This window comes from Hymenobacter seoulensis, assembly GCF_054780535.1.
Map to the genome: position 1 here is coordinate 868,445 of NZ_BAAGWD010000001.1, position 24,315 is coordinate 892,759.

At 58.2% G+C, this 24,315-nt stretch carries 26 protein-coding genes; 12 read left to right on the forward strand and 14 right to left on the reverse strand.

The window, feature by feature from the left end; translation table 11 throughout:
* From ACYVHC_RS03725 to ACYVHC_RS03750, 6 genes are all read right to left on the reverse strand, one after another.
* The gene (locus tag ACYVHC_RS03725) at nt 1-1,233 is read right to left on the reverse strand and encodes a PP2C family protein-serine/threonine phosphatase (RefSeq protein ID WP_460612322.1); all 1,233 of its coding nucleotides are present in this window, start codon (nt 1,231-1,233) and stop codon (nt 1-3) included.
* A 74-nt stretch (nt 1,234-1,307) separates the two neighbouring features.
* Nucleotides 1,308-2,480 (reverse strand): ABC transporter permease, encoded by a 1,173-nt coding sequence (locus ACYVHC_RS03730; RefSeq protein WP_460612323.1) that lies wholly within the window; start codon nt 2,478-2,480, stop codon nt 1,308-1,310.
* 2 nt (nt 2,481-2,482) lie between these two features.
* Nucleotides 2,483-2,740 (reverse strand): MarR family transcriptional regulator, encoded by a 258-nt coding sequence (locus ACYVHC_RS03735; RefSeq protein ID WP_460612324.1) that lies wholly within the window; start codon nt 2,738-2,740, stop codon nt 2,483-2,485.
* A gap of 106 nt (nt 2,741-2,846) precedes the next feature.
* Nucleotides 2,847-3,356: a c-type cytochrome gene (locus ACYVHC_RS03740; protein WP_460612325.1), complete on the reverse strand. Its 510-nt coding sequence runs from the start codon at nt 3,354-3,356 to the stop codon at nt 2,847-2,849.
* 118 nt (nt 3,357-3,474) lie between these two features.
* Nucleotides 3,475-4,638, reverse strand: coding sequence for a glycosyltransferase family protein (locus ACYVHC_RS03745; RefSeq protein WP_460612326.1), 1,164 nt, complete (start codon nt 4,636-4,638; stop codon nt 3,475-3,477).
* On the reverse strand, nt 4,635-5,684 hold the full coding sequence (locus ACYVHC_RS03750; protein ID WP_460612327.1) for a lysylphosphatidylglycerol synthase transmembrane domain-containing protein: 1,050 nt from the start codon (nt 5,682-5,684) through the stop codon (nt 4,635-4,637). Before ACYVHC_RS03750 ends, ACYVHC_RS03745 begins: the two co-directional genes overlap by 4 nt.
* Before the next feature lie 87 nt (nt 5,685-5,771).
* Between ACYVHC_RS03750 and ruvC the strand changes: the two genes are divergently transcribed.
* From ruvC to ACYVHC_RS03780, 6 genes are all read left to right on the forward strand, one after another.
* Nucleotides 5,772-6,407, forward strand: a complete 636-nt coding sequence (gene ruvC / locus ACYVHC_RS03755; protein ID WP_460612328.1) for a crossover junction endodeoxyribonuclease RuvC — start codon at nt 5,772-5,774, stop codon at nt 6,405-6,407.
* A gap of 736 nt (nt 6,408-7,143) precedes the next feature.
* Entirely contained in the window at nt 7,144-8,070 is a 927-nt protein-coding gene (locus ACYVHC_RS03760) for a peroxiredoxin family protein (protein WP_460612329.1), read from the forward strand.
* Between the two features lie 131 nt (nt 8,071-8,201).
* Nucleotides 8,202-8,546, forward strand: a complete 345-nt coding sequence (locus tag ACYVHC_RS03765; RefSeq protein WP_460612330.1) for a hypothetical protein — start codon at nt 8,202-8,204, stop codon at nt 8,544-8,546.
* 281 nt (nt 8,547-8,827) lie between these two features.
* Nucleotides 8,828-9,046 (forward strand): KTSC domain-containing protein, encoded by a 219-nt coding sequence (locus ACYVHC_RS03770; RefSeq protein ID WP_460612331.1) that lies wholly within the window; start codon nt 8,828-8,830, stop codon nt 9,044-9,046.
* A gap of 181 nt (nt 9,047-9,227) precedes the next feature.
* The gene (locus ACYVHC_RS03775) at nt 9,228-10,505 is read left to right on the forward strand and encodes an LVIVD repeat-containing protein (protein WP_460612332.1); all 1,278 of its coding nucleotides are present in this window, start codon (nt 9,228-9,230) and stop codon (nt 10,503-10,505) included.
* Nucleotides 10,502-11,197 carry a hypothetical protein gene (locus tag ACYVHC_RS03780; RefSeq protein WP_460612333.1) on the forward strand — a complete coding sequence of 232 codons (696 nt, stop codon included), beginning with the start codon at nt 10,502-10,504 and terminating at the stop codon, nt 11,195-11,197. The genes ACYVHC_RS03775 and ACYVHC_RS03780 overlap by 4 nt, the downstream gene beginning before the upstream one ends.
* Nucleotides 11,198-11,284: 87 nt before the next feature.
* Here ACYVHC_RS03780 and ACYVHC_RS03785 read toward each other — a convergent pair whose 3' ends face one another.
* Genes ACYVHC_RS03785 through ACYVHC_RS03805 form a run of 5 tightly spaced genes read right to left on the reverse strand, consistent with a single transcriptional unit; the run spans nt 11,285 to nt 14,338 of the window.
* Nucleotides 11,285-11,680 carry a hypothetical protein gene (locus ACYVHC_RS03785; protein ID WP_460612334.1) on the reverse strand — a complete coding sequence of 132 codons (396 nt, stop codon included), beginning with the start codon at nt 11,678-11,680 and terminating at the stop codon, nt 11,285-11,287.
* Complete coding sequence (locus ACYVHC_RS03790; protein WP_460612335.1) at nt 11,664-12,425, reverse strand: class I SAM-dependent methyltransferase; 762 nt, start codon at nt 12,423-12,425, stop codon at nt 11,664-11,666. The genes ACYVHC_RS03785 and ACYVHC_RS03790 overlap by 17 nt, the downstream gene beginning before the upstream one ends.
* The gene (locus tag ACYVHC_RS03795) at nt 12,413-13,120 is read right to left on the reverse strand and encodes a DUF2071 domain-containing protein (RefSeq protein WP_460612336.1); all 708 of its coding nucleotides are present in this window, start codon (nt 13,118-13,120) and stop codon (nt 12,413-12,415) included. Before ACYVHC_RS03795 ends, ACYVHC_RS03790 begins: the two co-directional genes overlap by 13 nt.
* A 32-nt stretch (nt 13,121-13,152) precedes the next feature.
* The gene (locus tag ACYVHC_RS03800; protein ID WP_460612337.1) at nt 13,153-13,542 is read right to left on the reverse strand and encodes a DoxX-like family protein; all 390 of its coding nucleotides are present in this window, start codon (nt 13,540-13,542) and stop codon (nt 13,153-13,155) included.
* Nucleotide 13,543: 1 nt separating this feature from the next.
* The gene (locus ACYVHC_RS03805; RefSeq protein ID WP_460612338.1) at nt 13,544-14,338 is read right to left on the reverse strand and encodes a PhzF family phenazine biosynthesis protein; all 795 of its coding nucleotides are present in this window, start codon (nt 14,336-14,338) and stop codon (nt 13,544-13,546) included.
* A 226-nt stretch (nt 14,339-14,564) separates the two neighbouring features.
* On the opposite strand from ACYVHC_RS03805, the gene ACYVHC_RS03810 reads away from it, so the two are divergent.
* Genes ACYVHC_RS03810 through ACYVHC_RS03820 form a run of 3 tightly spaced genes read left to right on the forward strand, consistent with a single transcriptional unit; the run spans nt 14,565 to nt 17,747 of the window.
* A complete protein-coding gene (locus tag ACYVHC_RS03810; protein WP_460612339.1) occupies nt 14,565-15,119 on the forward strand; it encodes an RNA polymerase sigma factor in 555 nt (184 codons plus the stop codon).
* Nucleotides 15,112-16,725 carry a porin family protein gene (locus ACYVHC_RS03815; protein ID WP_460612340.1) on the forward strand — a complete coding sequence of 538 codons (1,614 nt, stop codon included), beginning with the start codon at nt 15,112-15,114 and terminating at the stop codon, nt 16,723-16,725. Before ACYVHC_RS03810 ends, ACYVHC_RS03815 begins: the two co-directional genes overlap by 8 nt.
* A gap of 26 nt (nt 16,726-16,751) precedes the next feature.
* Entirely contained in the window at nt 16,752-17,747 is a 996-nt protein-coding gene (locus tag ACYVHC_RS03820; RefSeq protein ID WP_460612341.1) for a hypothetical protein, read from the forward strand.
* Between the two features lie 97 nt (nt 17,748-17,844).
* Here the strand turns inward: ACYVHC_RS03820 and hutI are convergent, their stop codons facing one another.
* Entirely contained in the window at nt 17,845-19,110 is a 1,266-nt protein-coding gene (gene hutI, locus ACYVHC_RS03825) for an imidazolonepropionase (protein WP_460612342.1), read from the reverse strand.
* Nucleotides 19,111-19,474: 364 nt separating this feature from the next.
* Here hutI and ACYVHC_RS03830 point away from each other — a divergent pair, with 364 nt between their 5' ends.
* Entirely contained in the window at nt 19,475-21,058 is a 1,584-nt protein-coding gene (locus ACYVHC_RS03830; RefSeq protein WP_460612343.1) for a T9SS type A sorting domain-containing protein, read from the forward strand.
* 72 nt (nt 21,059-21,130) lie between these two features.
* Here ACYVHC_RS03830 and ACYVHC_RS03835 read toward each other — a convergent pair whose 3' ends face one another.
* Entirely contained in the window at nt 21,131-21,943 is an 813-nt protein-coding gene (locus ACYVHC_RS03835; RefSeq protein ID WP_460612344.1) for a class I SAM-dependent methyltransferase, read from the reverse strand.
* Nucleotides 21,944-22,022: 79 nt separating this feature from the next.
* On the opposite strand from ACYVHC_RS03835, the gene ACYVHC_RS03840 reads away from it, so the two are divergent.
* Entirely contained in the window at nt 22,023-22,553 is a 531-nt protein-coding gene (locus ACYVHC_RS03840) for a 2'-5' RNA ligase family protein (RefSeq protein ID WP_460612345.1), read from the forward strand.
* Nucleotides 22,554-22,556: 3 nt separating this feature from the next.
* On the opposite strand, the gene ACYVHC_RS03845 is transcribed toward ACYVHC_RS03840, so the two are convergent.
* Nucleotides 22,557-23,489, reverse strand: a complete 933-nt coding sequence (locus tag ACYVHC_RS03845) for a hypothetical protein (protein WP_460612346.1) — start codon at nt 23,487-23,489, stop codon at nt 22,557-22,559.
* Nucleotides 23,490-23,657: 168 nt separating this feature from the next.
* Between ACYVHC_RS03845 and pncA the strand changes: the two genes are divergently transcribed.
* Nucleotides 23,658-24,248: a nicotinamidase gene (gene pncA, locus ACYVHC_RS03850; protein WP_460612347.1), complete on the forward strand. Its 591-nt coding sequence runs from the start codon at nt 23,658-23,660 to the stop codon at nt 24,246-24,248.
* Nucleotides 24,249-24,315 lie beyond the last annotated feature (67 nt).

Genomic DNA, 24,315 nt, shown 5'->3' on the forward strand with positions numbered 1-24,315 from the left:
TTACTTAAACCGGCAGCTCAGAATGGTAATATCATCGGCGAAGCCGGAACCGCTCTGGTTGAAGGTGTTGATTTCGCGAAGCAGCTCTTTGTGCACGGTGGTGAGGGGGGCGTAGCGGTTGTGGTACATCACGCGCAGCACGCCTTCTTCGCCAAACTCATCATGGTTGCTATCAAACACTTCCGTGAGGCCATCGGTGTAGGTGAGCAGCGTCGTTCGGGGTTCCACTACCACCTCTCCTACCTGCAGCACGGGCAGTTCATCCATCACGCCCAACATAATGGAGCCAGACTTGAGCAGCTGTACGGGGCCGGAATCCGGAATCAGCAAGGGGTCGTTGTGGCCGGCATTTACGTATTGCAGCACGCGGGTGCGCTTATTGTAGAGGCCGAAGAACACAGTGATAAACTTGTCGCCGCCGGCGTTACGGAAAATTAGGTTATTAAGCTCCTGCACTACCGTGGCTAAATCAACTTTTTGGCGCAGCAGGGTACGCAGCCCGGCCTGGAAGTTTGACATGAGCAATGAAGCCGCTACGCCTTTCCCCGACACATCAGCCACGCAGAACAGAAACCGGTCCGCATCTAGGGGCACCACATCGTAGTAGTCGCCGCCTACGGCGCTGTGGGGCACGTAGCTGGCGTGCACGGCCACGGCGGCATCATTGGGCAAGGTGCGCGGAAACAGCATGGTTTGCACTTCCTGCGCAATTTCAATTTCCTTGCGCATGGCGGCGGCAGCTACCCGTTGCCGGGCTAAGCGCCGGTTTTCGATGGCCCCAATCAGGATGTTGCTAAGCGTTTGCAGAAACTTGGTGGCTTCCTCGCTGGCATAGTCGTCGTGCACGTTGCCCACCATCACGTAGGCGAGAACGTTGCCGTTCTGCACTACCGGAATCACAATTTCCAAGTACTCCCACTCTGCACTCAAGCCCTCAAAACTACTAAGCGGGCACGGCAGCTGAGTGCAGTTTTCGCGGATAACTTCGGGCAGCGCTACCTTCCGAAAATCCACCAACCCTTGTCCAAAGGATACCATACACTCCCACTCGCCTTCCTCCTTCACATACAGCACCAACCGCCGGATGTTGAGTTGGCCGAGCAATGTGAACTGGAAGATCTTGTAGAGTGAAGCCTCCGTGGGGTCTTGGTTGATGGCCTGCGTAATCTCCAGCAGCGCGCCTAGTTCCCGCTCTTTCAGAAACAAACGCTTTTCGGAAGTAATAGTATTCATACTCAGAAGTTCGGGAAGTAGAAATTAGGGAAAAAAGCAGGGCCGCAGCGACATTATGCCGTTGCCGCCTGCCGTTAGCCCAGCGGAGTTTTGGGGTCGTATGCGTCGCGCAGGCCGTTGCCCAGCAAGTTAAAACTTAGCACCAGTAAGCTAATGGCTAGGCCCGGCAGCAACGTAAGCCACAGGCCGGCCTCGGTGCCCAGCAGCTGAAAGCCTTCATTCACCATAAGGCCCCACGAAGGCGCGGGGGGCTGCACGCCCAGGCCCAGAAAGCTCAGACCCGCTTCCAGCAGAATGGCAGCCGCAAAGTTACTAGTCGCCAGCACAATCAGGGGGCCGGTCATGTTGGGCAGCAAATGGCGCCAGATCAGGCGGCTCTGGGGCAAACCCAATACACGCCCGGCTTCGACAAACGTTTTTTCGCGCAGGCTCAGCATCTGGCCGCGCACAACACGCGCCACGTCAACCCACATGGTGAGGCCCACGGCCACAAAAGATGTCCAAACGCCTTTGCTATCGAGGGCCAGGGAAATGGCAATTACCAGCATGATGCCCGGAATGCTCCACACCACCGTCATCAAACCCAACAGGAGGCTATCAACCCAGCCACCCACGTAGCCGGCTACGGCCCCAATCAGCATACCCAGTGCCACGGAAATCAGGACGGCCACGAGGCCAATGCCGAGGCTGATGCGCGTGCCCAGCAACAGCCGGCTCAGTTCGTCGCGGCCCGATTTATCAGTTCCTAGCCAGTAGGTGCGCGTGAGCAGGTGGGTATTTTCCACTTCCTGCCGAAGCTCCGCAGCCGTGCCAGGGTGGCCAGTAATGGCAGTTAGGGCGTAGCGTTGGGGCTTATCGGCTAGGGCCGAGTGATTCTGGTAAGGCGCCGTAAATAGCGAGTCGCCTTGAAAGCGGTAACTCCCGATGGGCACTTCAGAGTAGCGTGGCTCGCGCCCCTGCCACCACGTCCGGAACACATTGTCGGAGGTAGCGCGGGCCGAGTCGGGCCGGGCCAGCCGCAGCACGGTGGCCCGGAAGCCGGGCGCTTCTTTTTGCAGCTGCACCAGGCCGTTGTTGGCATACGGCGAGTTATCGGGCAGCACCCAATAGCCCAGCACCGCCACTAGGGTACATAACACAATAAAGCCCAGCCCCAGCATGGCCGGCGTGTTGCGCAACAGGCGCTGACGAACGTAATAGCCCGGCGGCCGGGCCGCCGGGGCAGCTTGGGTAGCAGTTGCGGCCAACGCTAGCGGGTGTTATGTTGGAGCAGCCCTTCTTTCGAGGCCAGAAAAAAACAGTCGCGCACGATGGCTCCAAAAGAGCTTTCCTCGAAGGCCTGCTCCGTATCGGGGTCAGGCCAGAAGCTGCGCACCAAGCCCTGCTCCAGCATGCCGCGTAAGTGGCGCTCCAGCTCGGCGGGGGTTTGGCGGGTTTTTTGGGCTAGCTCGGCGAAAGGCGTAACGAAGTACAGTTCGTCTAGGATGTCAAATTCGGCGTCGGTCACGGAGAGAAGAGGTTTTGGCAAAGGTAGCACACTAGCGCGTTGTCAGGATGCTACCATATGGGCGGAAGATTCTGCATAAGGTAAGCTGCTTAGTTGACGGCTGCTACTACCTGCAGTAGGCTTGAGTACCTCTGGAAGCTTCGTATGCTTCTATGTAATCTAAGATCTGGCTGATTTCCTTATTCGAGAGCTGGAAGCTAGGCATTTCCTGCTTCTGGTATTGATTGAAAACTTTTACGGCGTAGGCATCACCGCTGGCAACCAGCTTCCCTGAATTCTTTACCCAAGCACGAATCCAGGCTTCTGGACGTCGCTTCCGGATGCTTGCTAATGCTGGTCCTATCACCACATCCTGCACCGCATGGCATTGAGCACAGTTGCTTTGGAAAAGGGCATCGCCGGCAGCTACATCAGGGGCTGTAATATCAGCAGGAAGCGCATAAGATGACATGGAAGCATACTCCGCCGTTGGCTCACCAGGCCCTCCTGCTAATGGCATTATCTCTGAAGCAGACGTATATAGCAATCCACTCATTGTCAGGCCGAATACCATCATAGTGCAAAACACAAGTAACAGGCTCGCTGGCATCACTATTTCTAACCACGTCTTGTTCATAGTACGCTATATTATAGTGAGCTGAAATGATAGAATAAGTACACCCCTAAAGGCCGCAAAAACAAGCAAAATCACGCTTTTTATGGCGCAGTTTACTAGCCCTCTGATACCCTTGAAGTTACCCTCGTCCAGTCTTTCGGCCTTTCCACTCGTAGCCGCCGCGCAGGCCCAGCAATCCGGTTGCCAAGGCATAGGGGCCATAGGCGACCTGCAGCACTGGCACCCACCACAGCCACCGCGGCCGCCCCAGAAAGCGCAGTACCGGCCGTAGAAACAGGGCATCGGCAAGTAATTTGAGACTCCAGGCGCTTAGTACTGCCCAGCCTGGCACGGCTCCGGCCAGCCACAGCCCTAGTCCTATCGGAAAGGTGAGGTTGCTCAGCAGCACCAACACCGCCAAGCGGCGCGGGGCTGCAGCCTGGTAATGCCGCCACTTGCTAGCCCACCGTACTCGCTGGCGCAGCAGCAGGCGCACGGTGGGCTGAGCTTCCGTGCGCACAAGGGCCGCAGCATCTGCCAGAAACCGAATGCTACCCGGAAAGGCAGCGTGCAGCTTATGCAACAGGAATTCGTCGTCGCCGCTAGGTACATTCTCGTTGCCTCGGAACCCATCAACAGCATAAAAATCGGCGCGGCGGTAGGCCAGGTTAGCACCATTGCACATGGTAGGCGCCTGCCGCCCGATGGAAGCCGCCCCTACCCCCACCAGCCCGGCCAACTCCAGGCCTTGCAGCGTGGCCAGCCAGCCGCGCCCGGTAAGCAACACGGGCCCGCTGATAAACCGTGCATCGGCATCTTGTGCAACCAACTCAGCATACGCCCGCAACCACCCGTTCGGCACTCGGCAATCAGCATCCGTAAGCAAGACCCAGGGCGTAGTAGCATGCGCAAGCGCAACCTGCACCGCAGCTTTTTTGCCGGTTAGCGTACTAGGTTGCTGCGCGAGTTGAACCAACTGTACGGGAAACGGCATTCGGCCTGCTGCCTCCTGCACCACCGCCGCCGTTGCATCTGTGGAGTGGTCATCTACAAGTAGTAGCTCGAAACCGCCGGGAACTGTGTCTTGGTTTGCAAGGTCCTGTAACAAATGCGGCAGGTTTTCGGCTTCGTTGCGGGCTGCAATTATGACGGTAAACCGTACGGCTGCTTCTGATGAACTTGCCGCACTAGGCCTTTGCTGCCCTGAAACCAGTTGCTGCCAGCTGCGGCGGTACCGCAGCATTTGCCCCAAGTAGGCTGCGTTCAGGCCGGCTAAAGCTGCTGCAAGCCACATGCTGCTCATACCGTTGCGTGAGGCTGCGTTTGGCCCTTCTTCCGCTTGCGCAACACTTTCATGCGGAGCACAAAAATGAGTCCGATGGCACTAGGCACCGCAATGTTGAGAACCCATAAACTCAGGCTAGCACTTAGTACCGGCAGCACCGGTTGACCCAGCAGCCCGAACAAGTGTGTGGCCGAAAGCTCCCGCACCCCCACATCAGCTAACGCATTCAGGGAGGGCACCAATGACTTCAGCAGAAATGTACCAGCAATAGCCGCCGCTGCCGGCCCAACGGGTGCATCTACGCCATACGCCCACAGCAGCAGCCCAAATTGCGCGCAGAACACCAGGTAACGCAGACTGGAAATGAGTAGCACCGCCGTAAGCGCCCGGGCCCGATACGTAGGCATGACGGCCAGAAACCGGCTAAAGCGCCGTAGCGGCGGCACCGCCTGCACCGCCGACACCAGCACCTGCGAATAGTAAAGCGGCAGCAGCACGGCCCCATTTACTAGCACTGTCCCGATGACCAGGCCGATGCTAGTGGCCGGGTAGCCTATTAAGTAAAACTGCAGCAGAAAATACAGCAGGCCTGCCGTGCCAGCCATAACAGTAGCTACCAGCTGGCAATAACGCCCCAAAAACACGGCCCCCAGCGCATCAAGCCGGCGGCTTTTCAGCTCAATGATGCGGCCGGCATAGTCGCCTACCCTGTTCGGCGTTACAAACCCCAGCGTGAGGCCCACCAGCACCGCCCGAAAGCTGCGCCGAAACGAAACCGGCTCCAGGTGCCGGGCCAAACGCCACCACTTCCAGGCTTCTAGGCCCCAGTTCAGAGGCATCAGAGCCAGAGCCAGCAGCACCGGTACTCGTCCTTCGCCCCCGAGGCTGCGCGTGAGCAAGCCGCGCCAAGCCGCCGCTGTGGCGTCATCGGCTACCACCGAGTTCCAGAGCAGCCCTAGCGTGAGCAGCGTAATGAGCAGCTTGCCCGCTACTACCAGGCCACGCCGCCGCGGTGCGGTTTCTTCGGGCTTTTGGGCGTAGTTTTGTAAATGGTGCGGGGGCAAGATGCGGGCGTGTTGATTTGCCTTGGCAAGTTACCGACGAAAATCAACGGAACTCTACCTACCTTATTCTCTTCGCCAGTACTAGCCATGATTTTGCCTCTAACCTCTACCGATCTGCTTCCCAAAATCATCATGGGCGTCGACCCGGGCACCCAGATTATGGGCTACGCCGTGATTGAGGTGCAGGGACAGCGGGTAACGGTGCTGCAGTACGACGTCATCGACATGAAGAAGCTGGGCACCAACCACGCCCTGAAGCTGAAGCGCATTTTCGAGCGGATGCTGGAGCTGATTGACGAATTTCTGCCCGATGAGCTGGCCATTGAAGCGCCGTTCTTCGGGGTGAACGTGCAGAGTATGCTGAAGTTGGGCCGCGCCCAGGGGGTAGCCATTGCCGCCTGCCTCTCCCGCCAGATTCCGTACGTGGAGTACGCGCCCACCAAAGTAAAGCAATCGGTAACGGGCTCCGGCAACGCAACCAAAGAGCAGGTGGCCCACATGCTGCGCCAGACGCTACAACTCCCCCCCATTGAGGAAGCCCCAAAGTTCCTCGACGCTACCGATGCACTGGCCGTGGCCCTCTGCCACCATTATCAGAAAGGTAATAACGTAAAGGCCGGCAGCAAAAGTTGGGGCAAGTTTCTGGCCGATAACCCCAGCAAGCTGGCCGCGCCCGTAGCTGGCAAAAAAGCTACCGCCGCCAAGAAAAAGCCGGCTGCGTAAGGCAAATCTGTATTCTCGCTGACTAGCTACAGGTATTTGAAGTAGCTAGTCAACGTAATACCTGTGGTTATTTCAAAACTCCCGCCAGTGAATTTATTAGGTTGCATTGACGATAAGCAGAGGTAAACAGGCACCTAGGGAGCCGCGACTGAGGCTCGAATAACCTGTTTTCAGACTACAGACAGTGTTTTGCAACAGCCACATCCGATAACACGTCGGCGTATCGTTCCTAATCTGAGGCTGTAATACGGGGCGAAAGGCCGCCAGGCTCAGCTCCAGGAAGTAGAGTTCTCTTATAATTTACTTAAGGCACTCAACCCGCCGCTGGAGTAGGAAGCCCAGCGCCTGGTGGCCCCGTAGCCTGCGCCAAGCCGAGTCGCTGCACAGCCGCAGCGCTGGGGTAAGCAGGCAGGAAGGCAGTAAAGTGTACTCTTCGTTTGGTGAGCCCACCTCGTTTCGCCATCTTCTCCCGATGTACAAACGCTAACACTACTACAATATATTACCCTATGAAGATCTACCTATTGCTGCTGATGCTGTTAATACCGGGCTTGGCCGCTGCGCAAGTACCTATCCCCTTCGTTCTGAAGGGCCGCCTGGGTTCGGATACATACCACAGTGAGCCGATCTACGTCTATTTACGCTACTTGAGCGCCGTAGATTCGGCGCGGGTCAAGAACGCGGGCGCTTCGAGCTGAAGGGTACCGTGTATGCACCCACGAAGGGATTCCTCTCTATGAAACGGTATGGTGGGGACATGTCGGATTATAAGGCCGTATTTTACCTTGAACAAGGCACGCTCGTCTTCACCAGCCCCGATTCGCTTAAGAACGCGCAGGTGGGTGGTACGCCGCTTACCGACGCCTGGCGGGAGATATGGATGGCAAAAGAACCTATTCGCCGGCAACTGAACGTTCTGAAAAAGGAGTTGCAGGCTGCTACTCCCAAGCAGCAGCAGTCACTAGCGTTCCGGCAGGGCCTGCAGGCACGGCGCGCAGCTTTGTTGCGGGAAGAAAGCCACTTGGATTCTGTTTTCGTCCGCGCACACCCTACGTCGCCCATCAGCCTGTATGTACTGAACACCATGAGCAAGGACCCTAATAACGCCACACTGGTGCGGGCCTTGCTCCCGACCCTGTCGCCTGTGGTGTTCAACGGCACGCGCGCCGAAGAACTCCGGACGGCCATCCAGCAAAACATACTGGAAACCAAGCCTGAGCCGAAAGCTAGTACAACCCTGCAGGTAGGCCAACTAGCCCCCAACTTCACCCAAACCACGCCGGAGGGACGGTCCGTATCGCTCACGGACTACCGCGGCAAGTACGTGCTCGTCGACTTCTGGGCCAGCTGGTGCGGTCCGTGCCGCCAGGAAAACCCAAACCTGACGAAAGCTTACCACGCCTACAAGGACAAGAACTTCGACGTGCTGAGCGTGTCGCTCGACGAGGCCCGGGACCGTGCTAAATGGGTGAAAGCCATTCAGCAGGATCAGCTGCCCTGGACGCAGATTTCGGATCTGAAAGGCTGGCGGGGCCAGGCAGCCACTACCTATTCGATTACGTTTATTCCGCAAAATTTTCTGGTCGACCCGACAGGTAAAATCATTGCCCTGAACCTGCGCGGGGAGGAACTACCAAAGGCACTGGCACAGCTGGTGAAATAGGATGCCTGCTAAGAAGAAACCCGCTGCATAAGATACTAGCAAGAAATTACGTCTTCCTAACAAGTGACTATGTGTTTTAGCCAATTAGATCTGTAGGATAGATGTTTGACACGAGCCATTTACTCTTCGCTGTGCGCCTTCTATACCTTGTTCTATATGTGGCGAGTGGAGCCTTTACCTTGTTTTGGGCCAGCGTATTCTTTCTTGGGTCAGAGCACACCGCTCACCATCTGATTGTGGAGCAGGGCTTGTTTATCCTCTTTTTAAAGCGTTTTCTTGGTTTTTCGTTGCTAGGCGGACTTATCGCAGTAAGTATGGCTACCATTAGTATCATCCTTACTGCTTTGCGTCGTGAGCAGCAGTGGTCTGAACCAAAACAGGTTTTTCAACGCGCCCTACTCGTACAAGTGCTGTGTGCTCTTGTTGGAAGTTTACTTTTCACAATTTCGATCTTCGGCAGCCAAGCAGAAGTATAACGGCAATAGCATTAGGCAAAACAGGCAGAAAAGCAGGCATGAGTAGTTAACCGCAATCCTTACTAAAGGGGTTGTACAAATTCGTAATCAGATAATCTCGCCCTGAGGCGAATAGACAAAATCCAAGGAGGGCAATCGTTTTCATACGGATTGATAATTACCTAAGAACGCCCTTCATAGAAAAGGGCAGGAACTCTTTCGTTTCCTAGCCCACTTATTACCCATCAACATGCGCATATTTCTTCTCGTAGCTAGGATAGTAAACTCGATTATACATTTCTATGCTACGCCGTCCCATTCGATCCTCTTCTGTCAAGGCTGTCGGCTATGATGCCGCTACCTTCACGCTGGAAATTGAGTACCGCCATGGCGGGTTGGTACGCTATACCGGCGTGCCTGCCACCATGTATGAGGCGCTGCTGAACGTGCCGGGCAAGGCGATGTTTATTGAGCAGGTGATCGAGCGCAATGACTACCAGCGCGAGCAGGTACGCGGGTAGCGGCACACATTCAGTAAACGGCGCGACAGGCAGCTGCCACCGCAGCTTCTATATAGTTGCTATATAGAACAATTGGCATGCAACTTTTTGTCGGGTGATGGGCTCTGAAGTGAACAGGCCAGAGAATTTCCCTGGGCTAGCTCGCTTTAGTGTTTCCTCCCACCTAGTATGGTTGTGTGTTATGACCCGAATTGCTACGTATCTGTTTAGCTGGATTTTGCTGCTAGGAATGATTTCCTGCGCAGCCCCCACCGATGACGATAACCCGCAGCCTTTGGTGGGCTACTACGATGGCTATTGCCCGCAGCTCATGGAGCGGGCCGTGCTGGAAAAATCGGTGGAAGCCCTACCCGCTCGCCCCATGCGCACGACGGGCAAGATTTACCTGCAGGGGCGCTACCTCTTTATTAATGAGCGCTACGAAGGCCTGCACATCATCGATAATCAGGACCCGAAACACCCGCGCCCTATCAGCTTCCTGCGCATTCCAGGCAACGTTGATATAGCCGTAAAAGGCGACCTGCTCTACGCCGACAACGGCCCTGACCTGGTAACCATCGATATCAGCAACCCCGCCGCCGTGCAGGTAAAAAGCCGGGTGCGCAATGCCTTGCGCGAGTTGCCTATGCCCGAAATGGCCGGTATGCCCCAGGAATGTGCCCCCGACCATCGCCCGGCCAACACGGTGGTGGTCGGCTGGAACAAAACCAAAATCGCCTATACCTATAACCGAACTTGGAACAACGGAGGAGTCGTTTTTTGGTCAACGAGTGGAGGAGCGTCGGCCCCAGCGCCGGGCTTGGTAGGCAAAGGTGGCTCGCTGGCACGGTTTGCCATCCTGGATCAGACGCTGTATACCGTGGATGAGCAGAGCTTAAAGTTATTTGACCTGACCAACGCTACTACCCCCGTTCCGGGTCCGCAACTGCCCCTGCAGTTCGGCATTGAAACCATCTTCCCCAAAGACCACTACCTCTTCCTGGGCACGCAACGCGGCATGTACATCTTTGATGTGGCCGTGCCACAAGCCCCCCAGCAGGTAGCTTACTACCAGCACGTGATGAGCTGCGACCCCGTGGTAGTGGATGACCGATATGCGTACGTGACGCTGCGGAGCGGCCGTACGTGCGGCGGCGAGCCCAACCAGCTCCAGGTTATTGACCTGACCACCCTAAGCCAGCCGCGCCTGGCCCAAACGTACGCCATGACGGGGCCGCAGGGCCTAGGCGTTGATGGCACCCAGCTCTTCGTCTGCGACAACGACGGCCTGAAGGTGTTCGACACCAGCCAGGCTCCTCAGCTAACCCAAATCCAGGCGTTTCCGGTGAAGGTGGTTGATGTGATTCCGAACGGCGGTACGCTGCTGGCCATTGGCGCCAATGGGTTGTATCAGTACAGCTATACCGGCACCCAGCTGGAGCAGCTGAGCTTTTTGCCCATCACGCCGGCGGCCCAATGAGTGCTTCCCTTGGCCTGTATGGTTTGGGGTGGCTACCGTTGCTGACACTAGGCCTGAGCGCATCAGCGCAGGCCCAGACGCCGAGCCGCACCCTGCTTGTGAAAGCAACGCCGCAATACGTGGTGGTTGGTGGCTACTGGCTGGAGTTGGAGCAGCTATGGCGCAAGCACCCGCGCCACAGCTTCAGCCTGACGCCACAACTCTACGCTGGCCCCACTGGCCGCCCCGACGCGGCCCGCTCAACCGCTACCCTGCTCGAATCAGACGAGAAAGTACGCGGGGGCGGGCTGCAAGCCATGCACCGTTGGTACCTCGGCGAATCGAAAGCCAGTTACCCCGCGGGCCTGTATGCTAGCTACGGACCGCATTTTCAGCATTTTTCCGTCTCGCGCCAAGGACAAGAATGGGTGAAAATTATCGATCCCACGGGCCTACCCCGTTACGAGTATCGGCAGGGCCGCCATACCGAAACCATCAGTCGTTACGGCGCCAGTGCCCAACTTGGGTACCAGGCACCGCTGGCCCCTGGCAGGTTCTTTCTGGATCTGTATGTGGGGCTAGGGTGGCGGGAAAGCCAAAGCCGTGCTGAGGGCGCCCGTGTCAGGAGTCGTTACCAGGCCGGCTCCTCCGACTACGGTCATGGAGGGCTGTACTTTCCGGCCGGAGTTAAGCTGGGCTTTGCCCTGCGGTGAGGGCTAGGGCACCCGAAGGCATTGCATCTTCAACCAGGCGCAGGCTATAGCGCCGCCACGTCATGGAGCTTATGGCATGGCTGAGTGTTAGTGCCAGTACACAGTCAGAAAAACGTAGCTCAAATAACTCCAGAGCACTGAAAAAACGATGTGCACGGACGTTTCAAAGCGCTTACCGCGCCACAGCTCAGCTGAGTAGCCGAAGAACTGCACCAACAGCCGCAGCAGCCAGAATACACCCAGCCCTAAGGATACTTTTCGGCCGAGGCCGGTGCCAACCAACTCAGGAGCGGACGTCAGGCACAGTATGCCCATTAGCAACACCACCAGCGCAACAAAAAGGGTGTGCACGTACACCATCTGCCGGTTTATCAGGCGTAGCGGTGTCAGCTCCGTGGCCCAGTTGAAATAGCGCGGAAAGCCAATGTGCAGCAGCGCCAGCAGTATCAACAGAGCGCCTATGAACTCAAGCTGCGCTTCCACGGCGAAGAATAAAGGCTGAAACAAAAGGTGTTATCTTTTTTTCCTGAGCAAGATGCAGGTCAGCTGCATTGAATACTTTCAGCCAGCTGCGGCGGGAATAAAAGTGAAAAAAGCCAATGGTGTACGCCATGAAATTAGCCGCGTCGCGCAGGTGCTCCACTACCACTACGCGGCCGTAAGGCTGCACTATGCGGCGCACTTCCTGGAAAAACGCAACTCGCTCTGCTGGCTGCCGCACCTCATGCGCCGCCAGGCTGATGAACACCCAGTCGGCGCTGTTATCTGGCAGCGGCAGGTGGTGGGTTTGCACAGATTGTGTACCTAGGAACGCAGGGTAAGCGGCCCGTGCCCGCCGGATAGATACCTCGGTGTGTTGCACTGGATTGTAAAAGTCGAAGACGGCCAGCTCAGCACCCGGAAAGTGGCGACTGAGTAACGCACTAGTCTCATCAAATCCGGCATGAATGTTTACTACTCGCTTGCTTCCGGATAGCGGTTGGTTTCCTAGCCACTCCAGCGAGTACAACCCCGACACATCATACACATACCAGGAAACAAATAGCGAAACCACCGTGGTGCCCCCAATCAGCAGCGCGAGTGCCTGCGCCCCGTTTGCCAGTGGGGCCTCGCTAGCCCTTGCCAACGCCCAAAGTCCTAGCATGGCGCAGGCGGCGGCCACATAAAAATGCCAGTTAAACCGCACAATATTCCAGACACCCTGGAATGGCTTTCTTACCTGATCCATCGTTCGGCGCGGCCTTTCTTCCAGCAATAGGGCACATTCTCCGTAGCAAAAGCACTGGCAAGCTGCAGGCCTGCTAGGTTCAACTCATCCAGAAATCCTACCTGCGCTTGCTGCACCTGCAACGGCCGAGGGTGCCAATCTTCGCGGGTGCCTTCCACAATAGTTACGTACTGGCTTGCGGCATCATAGGAAAAAGTAAACGGCAGCGGACCGGCAAAACGGCGCGCCTGTTGCCAGCTACTGAAGGGTGAGCCGGCGGGCAACAGTGGCTCCGGCATCACGCTGCTCACCTCAATAGCCAGCTTTGCTTTTTGGGAATTGATTGCCCAGTCCTTCTCAGTTGATGTTTGCTGAATGTCCACAGTAACGTAATGGTAGCTGGTGAACAGGTTACCAAGCCATTGCATTTGCGGCTTATCGGTTTCCGATTTCAGGATATACAGCCCCCTGAGCCGCTTGCCCCGCTGGGTGGTGTAACGAACAAATACGCGGTAACCAATTAGAAAGAAATTACGGCCCATCCAGGTGGGTAGGCCCTGAGGACGAAGTGAATTCGTCTGGACGAGCGCCACGGCCACAAACCCCCAGGTACTATCCAGAGTGTCGAGGGTTAGGCTTTCCGGAATGAGTGGTTGCAGGCTGGCAACGGGCGCAGCAAAGGTGAGCACCGTGGTGCGGGCCAAAACTGCCTCCACGGCAAACGGATGTGAAGCAAGCCGGGCCGCCATTACACAGTCTGGCCACCAGCTGGCGTCAGCACGAACCCGTAGTAGTACACCACTAGCATAAACAACCCCGCAAATACACTATTAAACTGATGCCAAAGCAATAATTCAGGAGCCAGGAAAAACTCCATGATGTTCATGGTAGCCACCACTGCAATCTGCAGCCCGGCATTGAGCCGTACCCAGCGCCTGCTTAGTACCCATAGCGCTACTCCAATTTCTGCCAGGCCAATGAAATGGGTAAGCGGGGCAGCATACGTTGGACCCAGAATGCGGGCCACAATGGCCTCGTGCCGCGGCACAAGGTGCAGCAATTTGCACAGGAGCCCATTAGCTAGCCACACTGCCGCTATGCTGTAGCGCAGCACCCTCTGCAGAGGAACACGCGTCACGTTATCCTAGCTCAATTTCGCCTTTCAGGTACGTGACGGCGTGGCCACTCATCAATACCCGGTCGCCGCGCAGCTCGCACCACAGGTCGCCGCCGCGGGCCGACACCTGGCGGGCATGCAGGGTGTTTTTGCCTAGGCGCTCGGCCCAATAGGGTACCAGCGTGGTGTGCGCCGAGCCGGTTACCGGATCCTCCGGGACTCCTACCCTAGGTCCGAAAAACCGCGAAACAAAGTCGACGCCATTGGTGCCTGGGGCGGTGGCAATTACGGCGCGGTACTCTACTTTGCTTAGGTGGCCCATGTCGGGGTGCAGGGCACGCACTTCGGCTTCCGTGGCAAACAAGCACACCAGGTCGGGGCCGGCCAGAATGCTGAGTGGAGTGGCACGCAGGCCATCTAGCAAGCCATCGGGATGAATGCTGATGGGCTTAGGCGGGCGCGCCGGAAAATCAAGCGTCAGGAGGCCTTCGGAGCCCTGACTTACGCGCAGCGGGCCACTCTGGGAATGAAATACGATTTCCGGCTCCTTAAAATTCAGGTGGCGGTACAGCACGTGCGCGGAGGCCAGCGTGGCATGGCCACACAGCTCTACCTCAACGGCCGGCGTAAACCACCGGATATCAAACTCATGGCCGCCACGAGGCACGAAAAATGCCGTTTCGGCCAGGTTATTTTCGGCGGCAATGGCCTGCATGGTTTCGGCGGGGAGCCACTCCGTGAGCGGGCATACGGCGGCAGGGTTGCCGGCAAATGGCCGGCTAGTAAAGGCGTCAACCTGATAAAGGGGTAGCAGCATAACGAGGAAGAAGGCGGTGGAAAACCACCGGGGCTGGGTGGTGTGGCGAAGCTACAACTTCGGCGCAAATGTAGGTGGCCATTTGCGGCCTTATCAGCACCATTACCTCATCTTAGTATCGGAATATAAAAATAGTTACTACCCCACGCAACCTGCTCAACCTGGCTCCGGTCATGGGTGCAGAACGCTAGCGTACGACATCCTATACCCTTATCTGCGGCTACTTATGCCCGATTCACTTACTGACCTTCTGGATGGTTGCCGACGAGGACGCCCGGCGGCGCAACGGGCGCTCTACGAACGACTTAGTTACCAGCTGATGGGCGTTTGCCTGCGCTACTGCCCCTCGCAGGCCGAAGCGGAGGATGCCCTGCAGCTCACCTTCGTCAAGATCTTCACCCGCCTCGATCAGTTTCGGGGGCAGGGACCTTTCGAGGCGTGGGCGCGGCGCATTGCCGTCACTACCTCGCTCAATCTGTGGCACCAACACCAGCAGCGAGGCCCGCAAGTAGACTGCGAAGAAGCCACAGACCTGCACCATCCTGATGGTACGCCCTTCGATCAGCTTTCCGCCGATGATGTAGTGGGGCTGATGAACAAACTGCCTCCGGGCTACCGCACTGTGCTCAACCTCTACGCCATTGAAGGGTACTCACACGCCGAGATTGGCGAATTACTAGGCATCTCGGAAAGCACCAGCAAGTCGCAGCTTTCCCGGGCCCGTCGGCTGCTGGAAGAGCGGCTCCTACTTCAGGCTCACACTCCTCACTACAATGACTGAACGCGAATCGGAACAATTCTACCACGACCTGCAGCGCAAACTGGAAGGCTACGGCAGCGCGCCGCCCGAGTCGGTGTGGGCTGGCATTCGGGAGCAGGTGCCCGCTGAGCCCAAACGCCGCTGGCGGCCACTTTTGCTGTTCTTGCTGATTGGCACGGCCCTCACCTGTCTGACCATTGGCACCCGTCCGTGGCGGCAGCAAGCTACCCCTGGTAGCCTGGCAGCTGGCTCTGCGGAAACCACAGCAGCCCGGCTATCAGCGGCCGATGCCGCACGCTCCGGCTCCCGCTTTACTAGCCCCTCTTTGGCCTCAAACCCTGACGCACTGGCGGAGGCTGGCTCGGCGACATCTGCTGAAAACACTACCCCTGCCGCGAAGGCAAACCCACTTCCTAAGGCAGGTAATGCTATTTCCGTCACGTCTCCCACCGCTGCATCGCGCCCAACCCTACCCGGTGGGGTCGCCATCAGCCCGACGCGCCAGCCGGAAAGGGACTTGACGGAAACCAGTGACGCTTCCAACGCACTAGCTGCTTCAGGTTCCGCAACCGCCAGTCGAACGCGGAGAAACAAAAATACACTGCTGCTCGGAGCTGCCGCCATAGCCCCAACGCGCACCTCCCGCCGCCTCGGGCAGCGTAGCGTGGCGGGCCTCTCAGAAACTGCCGCCACTAGTTCAGCCAGCACAACAGCCTCCCGCTATGTTTCCCGCCGGCTGGGCACGGTCCGGCACAGCGCAGCCTCCGGAGCGAAGACGGCTACGGGTATAGGCACAAGTGAAGCTACTAGCCTCTCGGATGCTCAGAACCCATCTATTTCAGGTGGCAATAAGAAAGCAGGCCGCACTCGGTTTAGTAACGCCCCGTTGGCGCTGCTTGTCGTGAAGCCCCCGGTGCTGGAAACCGAAGAGCCCGAAGTGCGCGCCAAGCGCCGCTCCCGCACCCGGCCCACCAAACGCGAGTTGCGGTTGCGTGGCTGGAGCGCTCAGGCCCTTATTGGCTCGGGCCTCACGTATCGGGCCCTGGGCGGTACGCCTACCCAACTCCAACAGCTGGAGCGGCCCGGCGTGGGCTTTTCCGGGCAAGTCAGCGGCGCCTATGCTCTCACCAAGCAGCTTACCGTTTCGGCAGGCCTAGGCTACGCCGAGTATGCCAGCAACCTGAACTATCGGCTGAAAAAGGACTCCTTGGATAAAACGCTCCAAGTAGAGTTCCGCGACGTGTACCGCTTCCTGACGGTGCCCCTGCAGCTACAGTACACGCTGCAAGGCAACCACCGCTGGCGCACTGGGGTGTTGGGCGGGGCCACCGTGGCCTTTCTGACCAGTGCCCGCACCACCGAAGGCAATGCCTGCAACTGCTCACAGCGCCAGTGGCAGCCCAGCAGCGGCACCAACATTCCGTTCCAAGCCACCAATGTGCTGCTGAATGTGGGGGCTTTTGCGAACTACCAGTTTGCGCCGGGCCAGTGGATTACGCTGCGCCCGCAAGGCCAGATTTTCCTCAACTCCCTGACCACGCAAGCCTCAGGTAAGGCGCCGCGCCGCCCTTGGAGTCTGGGCTTTCAGGCCGGCTACTCCTGGGACCTTGACCCACGCAAACACTAATCCTTTCTATTCTTAGCGCTACCCCTATGTTTTTTCTGAAACGTTCCTTTTTCATTGCCAGCCTGCTCGCCTTGCCGCTGTTGCCTGGGTGCCAGCAGGGCTCCGATTTGGTTATCTGTGAGGATGGCAGCACGCCCACTCCTACGCCCCCCGATGCGCCGGTGTATTCTATAGCCGAGCTGCAAACCCAGCTGGGCGCCCCGGTCCAGACGTTCAGCTACGACCCAACTCTCCAAAACCAATTCGCGGGCGCAAAAGGCACGGTAGTAACCATTCCGGCCAACGCATTTATAAGGGCTAATGGTGTGCCCATTACCACGCCTTTTAAGATGGAGCTGCGGGAGATTTTCGGCAAAGCCGATATGGTGCTGAGCAATATGCCTACCGTGTCTAATGGCCGTCTGTTGGAGTCGGCGGGTGAGGTATTTCTGCGGCCGGCCCAAAACCAGCGCCTTGATAGTATCCGGTTGGTACCCGGCGCCGTGATTCAGCTCCGCACCCAAAACCCGCCCAACGTTGCTAGCCTAGACAGCATGCGGCTTTTTGTGGCGCCGCCCACGGGCCCTAGCTCCCCTTCGTGCTTCAACTGGCAGATTAATTTTGACCCCGCTTCCAGCCTGCAGCCTACCAGCACGGGCTATGTGGTGAACGTAAGCAGCTCGCTCTACGACGCTGGCTACGGCTGGTTTAACTGCGACCGGTTCTATGATATTGCTGATCCGCAGCCTATTCTGGTAGATGTGCCCGGCACCGGCGTGGATCCGGTGAAGAACACTATGGTGTTTGCGGTATTTAAAAACATGAATGGTACGCTTCGCATCTGCGACTTCACGGCTCCCGGCACCTTCGAAGCCAAACGGGCACCGGGTGGCACTGCCATCAGCATAATCGTCATCCAGACCCTGAACGGGAAGTTGTACTACGGCCGCCAAGATGGCACCATTGCCGCCGGCTTCCGCTTCTCCCCCGCCCTCAGCGAAATCACCAAAGCGGATCTGCAAACGGTACTAGCTACCCTATAACCTCAAACCGCCCTAACCCGAACGCCCGGCTACTACTGCAGTAGCCGGGCGTTTGTGCGTAGTAACGCAAAGGAATAGCGCGCCGACCCGAACCTAACTACTTCGCTTGCAGCTGGCCTCCTATGATTACTTCTTGCACAGGATTTTCGCCGAGCCAGTACGGGATTTCTTCCAGAGTGGGCACCTGCAGCATCAGGATATCCGCGCGCTTTCCTACTTCTAGGCTACCGCATTCCTGCTGCTGCCCGATGGCCCAGGCAGCATTGAGCGTTACGCCCGCAACGGCTTCCATCGGCGTCAGGCCCATTTTCAGGCACGCCATGGATAAGGCCAGCCACAGGTTTTTACTAGGGCAGGAACCAGGGTTAAAGTCGGTGCTGATGGCAACGGGCAATCCAGCATCAACAAAAGCGCGGCCTGGAGCATAGCGCTCCTGCCGCAGAAAAAGCGGCACTAAGGGCAGTAGCACGCCCACCGTTTGGCCTTCGGTAACGTGAGCAATGCGGGCGGCGGCTTCCGGCGTGAGGTAGTCGGCGTGGTCGATGCTGATGGCACCCAGCTCGGCGGCCATTTCGCAGCCGCCTAGGCCGTGGAGCTGCTCGGCATGAATTTTCAGCCTAAAGCCCAGCTCCCGAGCCCGCATCAGGTACTGCCGCGCCTCGGCCACTGAAAACGCACCTTCCTCGCAGAAGATATCCACGAAGGGCACGGCCGCTGGGTCGAGGGCCGGCAGCACCTCTTCGGCCAGCATTGTGAGGTAGTCGGCGGGGCGGCCTTTGTACTCAGGACCGGGCACGTGGGCACCCAGGAAGGTAGGCACTACCCGCACCGGCTGGCGGCGGCCCGCTTCCTGGCTTATGTGCAGCAACCGCAGTTCCGTTTCCCGGTCGAGGCCGTAGCCACTTTTCGCTTCCAAGGTAGTGATGCCGTAGCGCCGGAAGCCGGTCAGGTGGTGCAGCGCATTCTCAAGCAGCTCCGCATCGGAGGCGGCGCGGGTGGCGCGCACCGTGCTCAGAATACCACCGCCGCTAGCCAGAATATCGAGGTATGACTCACCCTGAAGCTTGCGTTGAAACTCGTGGGCCCGGTTGCCGCCAAACACCAGGTGCGTATGGCACTCCACTAGGCCTGGCATCACTACCCTGCCCCCGGCATCCAACACGGTAGTGGTGGCCGAAATCTGGGTGGCATCCAGCTCTTGCATAGTTCCTAGGGCCACAATGCGGTCTTGCTGGCACGCAATGTAGCCGTTGGAAATGATGGCCCAGCTGCGCTGAGCCGGGCCCGCCAATGGCCGGCGTAGTGCCGTTCCGGCTAAGGTCAGGAGCTGTCCGCAATTTTGGATTAGTAGCGAGTAGGCCATGCGCAGGCAAATGAAAAAGAAGTGCCCTCAAATATGCGCAGAAGCTGGAAAGTAGCCGCCGGTTTGGGACCGTTGGCACCCTAGGGCCCAAGCCCAAGCCGACCGTTTATCTTCTTGCACCAAGTAGCCTCGATGCACCCGCCAAGCCTTGTAGTGGCGGATTTCGCTGCTACCTGCTTTATCAGACTTAAGGAAATAATTACCAGACCATTAAGCAATTATAAAAAACAAAGCTAACATCCATATTCTTCTATCTATTTAGAAGTAAGCAGGGTTTACTGCTCAAGTTTTGTATATTGTTTTAGGATTTATCCGTAATGAAACACGCTTAAGTCAATTTGCCGTTCCGCCTTTACCTGCCGCTATGAAAAAGACCTTACTTTTTGTTCTCTTACTGGGTAGCCGGGCGCTGTGGGCGCAGTTTCCGAAAGAAACGAACAGCTTTGCCGTAACCTCACCCTGCCCGGGAAGCACTGCAACTGCATCGTCTTTGCAGAAAATCAATACGGATGGAAGCATGACCCGCGTGGGCACCATCCGGACGGCAGCTGGCACAGAGCTGGTAATCAACGGCCTGGGCTATAATGCAGCCGACCGGAGCGTGTTGTATGGCATTCGGGTGGTAACGCCTACCGTTACCTCTATCCTTAGCAACACTCCGCCCGACCTGTACCGCATCAACCTGAGCACGGCGCAGGCTACCTTCGAAACGCCGCTCACCTCGCCCGATACTCCTCCCGAAAGCGAACTTACCCCCCGGGCCTCGGGCGAAACGTCCCTAGATCTGCGCCAGACCCTGACCTTTGTGGCCGACAGCGACCCGAGCTCCCGGTATTATGTTGGCGGGGTTACGTTTCGGGTGCTGGCGCAGAGCATTTTCGGGTTTCCACTCTTCAATACGGCCCGTGTAACGGATGTGCGCCTGTATGTAGGCTCCTTAAATCTGTCTAGCATCGCTCCTCCCACCTGGAACCGCCTCGATACCTCTGACCCTGCCACAGCCGCAATTGTCGAGGATTTTCGGGTCCGTACGCAGGCATATATCCGCAATGGCTTTACCGGCACTGTGCCCGATGGCGGTATTCAGGATTGGGTATATGAAAAAGCAAGCGGCAAGCTGGTCAGCTACCTGGGGCAGAGCGGCCAGTACCTGACCATCAGCAACCCGGCATCGGCACCGGTTGGGGTCACTACCACGCCCACAATTCCACTGCCGGCCGTCTCGAACGGCAGCGCCGACAAAAACATCGGCTCCATGTTCTCGGATGTTTTCAACCAGGTATATGTGGTGCGCGCCGCCACCGGCGAAATTCATAAGATTGATGCTACCACCGGTAATTATGTAAACAAGTCGTTTGGGGCGGCCCTGGGGTGCAACCGCGGCGATGCTGTGAGCTTTGCCGATGCCCTACCCCTGCCCGTAACCCTAACCCGTTTTGCGGCCACCGCCACCGGCGAAACCGTGCGCCTGACTTGGGCCACGGCTACGGAGCAGGCCGCAGCATACTTTGAAGTGGAACGGAGCGCCGACGGCCATACCTGGGAGCCCGCCGCCAGCGTAGCCGCCAGCAACCGTCGGGATGGCAGCACCTACCAAACCCAGGACCTCACGCCCCTGCCGGGTCAATCGTACTACCGCCTCGCCATGCATGACCTCGATGGGCGGGTTGCGTACTCCCAGATTCAAACGATAACCCGGACCCAAGCCGCTAGGGTGGTGGCGTACCCCAACCCTGCCCATGAGCAACTTACCGTGCAACTCCCAGACCCCAACGCCACGGCCCAGCTGGAGCTGCTGAATGCGCAAGGACAACAGGTGTGGCAGGGCCAAAGTGAGGCCGGCGCGGCGCAGCTCCGTACCACTGGGTTCCCCGCGGGTTTTTACCTGTTGCGCGTGCGGCAATCCGGCGCCACGCACACCAGCCGGGTGGTGCTGGCCGGTCACTAGCCCGCCACCGGCCTCAAACCAAACCGGCCGCTACTCCTCGCGAGTGGCGGCCGGTTTGGCGTTATAGAGGGGCTAATGCAGCGGCATTTCCATCACCACGGAGTAGACCATTGGGAGGCGGCTGGCGTGCTGTGGTAGTTGAAAGCGGCCGGGCGCTACCTTCTCCAGCCCCGCAAAGCAATTGTAGGGCGAGTAATCGTACTCCTGAAAGTCGCGTAGCAGCAGGCCTTGCCGCAACAGGCTGCCTAGTACTTCGCCCAGGTCGTGGTTCCAGGAGACGGAACGGTTGGTAATGGGCGCCGCATGGTCGGCGTAGGTTCCGGTGGTTTCTTCCTCAATAGTTTCGCGGTTGAAGTAGCTGTACTGCACGCGGCTGAACTGCTCATCAAACATCCAGACGACAGGGTGAAACTCCACCAGCACCAGTTTGCCGCCGGGGCGGAGGTAGTGTTTCACCACGGAGGCCCATTTATCCAGCTCGGGCAGCCAGCCCAACACACCGTACGTGGTAAATACCACATCAAAGCCGGGTTCAGCGGGCAGCACCTGGGGTAGCTCGTACACATCGGAGCAGAAAAACTCCGCCGGTAGATGCAGTTCCGTAGCCAGCTGCCGGGCGGCGGCAATGGCCTGGTCTGCTAAATCGACGCCGGTTACGGCCGCGCCCAGCCGCGCCAGGGAAAGCGAGTCCTGCCCGAAATGACACTGCAGATGCAGGATGCGCTGCCCCCTGACATCTCCCAGCAGCTCTAACTCAATGGGATTTAGTGAAGAACGGCCCGCCCGAAAGCTGGCCACATCATAGAAGGCAGAGTTCAGATGGTATTCGGTTTTGGCGTTCCACAGGGTACGGTTCAGGTCGAGGTAGTCGGGCTCATCGGGCATTCCGAAAGATATCAACCTGGCGCATACAAGCCTAATACCCAGGTTTCCCGTACGTGTCTGGAGTCTTATTCATTGCCGTATGCCCCTGCCTGCCCCTACTGACGCGCCCCTGATCCTGACGCTTACGCTCGACGAACCCACGCAACAGCTGTTCAATGCCTTGCGGCAGCAGCATTTCCCGCCGGAGCGCAACTACTTGCAAGCCCACGTGACGCTGTTTCACCACTTGCCCGGGATGGAGCAAACGGTCATTGAAGCTCATCTGGAAGAGGTTGCTGCCCACACGCCACCGCTGCCGCTTGCCGTTACGGGCCTGCGGTTTCTGGGCAGGGGCGTGGCCTATGATCTGGAAAACCCACGGCTGCGCCCCCTGCACAAGCAGCTGCAGCAGGAATGGGCTAGCTGGCTTACACCCCAGGATAAGCAGCCACTGCGGCCCCACATTACGGTGCAGAACAAAGTATTACCAGAAGTAGCCCGCGCTTTGCACCAAGAGCTCTCCGGTCGGTTTGCGCCGTTTGCGGGGCTAGGAACGGGGCTTGGGCTGTGGGCCTACCGGGGCGGGCCCTGGGAATTGCTGCGGCAATTTGCGTTTACGGGGCCTGCGTAGCGCTTACTTCTTGCGGGGCGTGATGGTGTGCGTCAGGCTTTTGAAGTTGGTAAGCGCCGTCTCGAAATCCTGGCGGGCAATTCCCTGCAAAGCCACGGCCGTGCTGCCAATAATGCTCACCTGCTGATACACCAGCACCCGCTGCCCCTGCAACTGGGCATAGCCTTCGGTTTCGTAGGTTACCAAGTCGTTTACTTTCGACGACGACATTTTGCGCGCCGTATAGCCCGTCAGGCCGGCGCGGCGGCTCATGGCCTGCTGGCTGATATAGGCGGCCGTAAGCGACGGATTGTAGGCGTGGGTGGTTACTACCACCACGGGCTCCGTACCGTAATCCGGCTTGCGCTGCCCGCCCAGGGTGTAAGTATAGGTGCCATAGCTGGCCTCGGCCAACGCAAACGGCGACTTTTTCTCTTCCAGCGCAAACACGGCCGTAGCCGCCGAAGCCACTTCTCCAGCTCCTGCCTTCTGGTAGGTAGCTGAAAGCAGGCTGCGGCGCAAAGCGGTGGCCGTGGCCGTATCGGCGGCGGGGTAGCGGGCATCGAGCAGCACGGCAAAGGTGGAGTCGCCGAACAGGAGCTGCATGGACTCCTGCGTGGGCGAAAGCCGCACCCGCGCCATCCGGGCCGGGTAGGCTGCGCCGTTTATCTCTTTAAAGTCAAGCACTTTACTACCCCTCGCCTCGAACCGAGCCTGGTTGAAGCCTGCCGCCTGCCGGTGGTAGTTGCCGCCTTTCAGGTCGAACACCTGCACGGCAGCTTCGCCCTTCCGGAACCCGGTAAGGCCGGGCGTGGCACTGAATCCGGCGGGCGGCACCAGCCACACCTGCGTACCGGCCACGGCGCGGGCCTCTGCTGGCGCCTGTGCCAAGGTGCCGAAGGGCAATGCCAGCAACCCAATCAACCCAAAAACCCGCGGAGTAATGTAACCTGCCATCAGAAATGCAAAACCAATTATAGCGGCCCTGCTGCCGCTCAGCGGCTGCAAGGTAGGCAGGAATCAGGGGGAAGCCCTACATGGGCAGCCAACGTTAGCGCCTGGGCTCGTATAAGCGGTGGCTTTCTTAATATTGAAGCCCTAATCCCTGTTTCGTACCTGTTGCCTATGAAAGCGCTACTGCTGATTGATATCCAGAACGATTTTGTGCCCGGCGGCTCGCTGGCTGTTCCCGACGGCGACGCCATTCTGCCGCTGGTTAACCAGTTGCAGCCCACTTATGACCTAGTAGTAGCCACTCAGGACTGGCACCCCGCTGGGCATGAAAGCTTTGCCAGCCAGCATCCGGGCCACCAGCCCTTCGACCAGATTGACTTGCACGGCCTGCCCCAAACTCTGTGGCCTGACCACTGCGTGCAGGGCACCGCCGGGGCGGAATTTAGCACCCGGCTAGAGCAGAACCGGATTGAGGCCATATTTCGCAAAGGCACTTCACCGGAAATCGACTCGTACAGCGGCTTCTTCGACAACGGCCATCGCAAAAGCACCGGCCTGGCCGACTACCTCCGCGGCCGAGGCGTGCGCGAAGTGCACCTCTGTGGCCTCGCCGCCGACTTTTGCGTGAATTTCTCGGCCTTGGATGCGCTGCGCGAAGGCTTCGAGGTTACGGTTCTGGAGGCTGCCACCCGCGCTATTTCCGTTGAAGGATATGCCCGCGCCCGGCAGGAGCTGCTGACGCGGGGCGCGCAGGTGCGCTAACCTTTCCAGTAGCTTTCCGGTAGAAAAGGCTTCGTTGGCCGCCGCGGCCACTTCTGCGCGGCGCTGT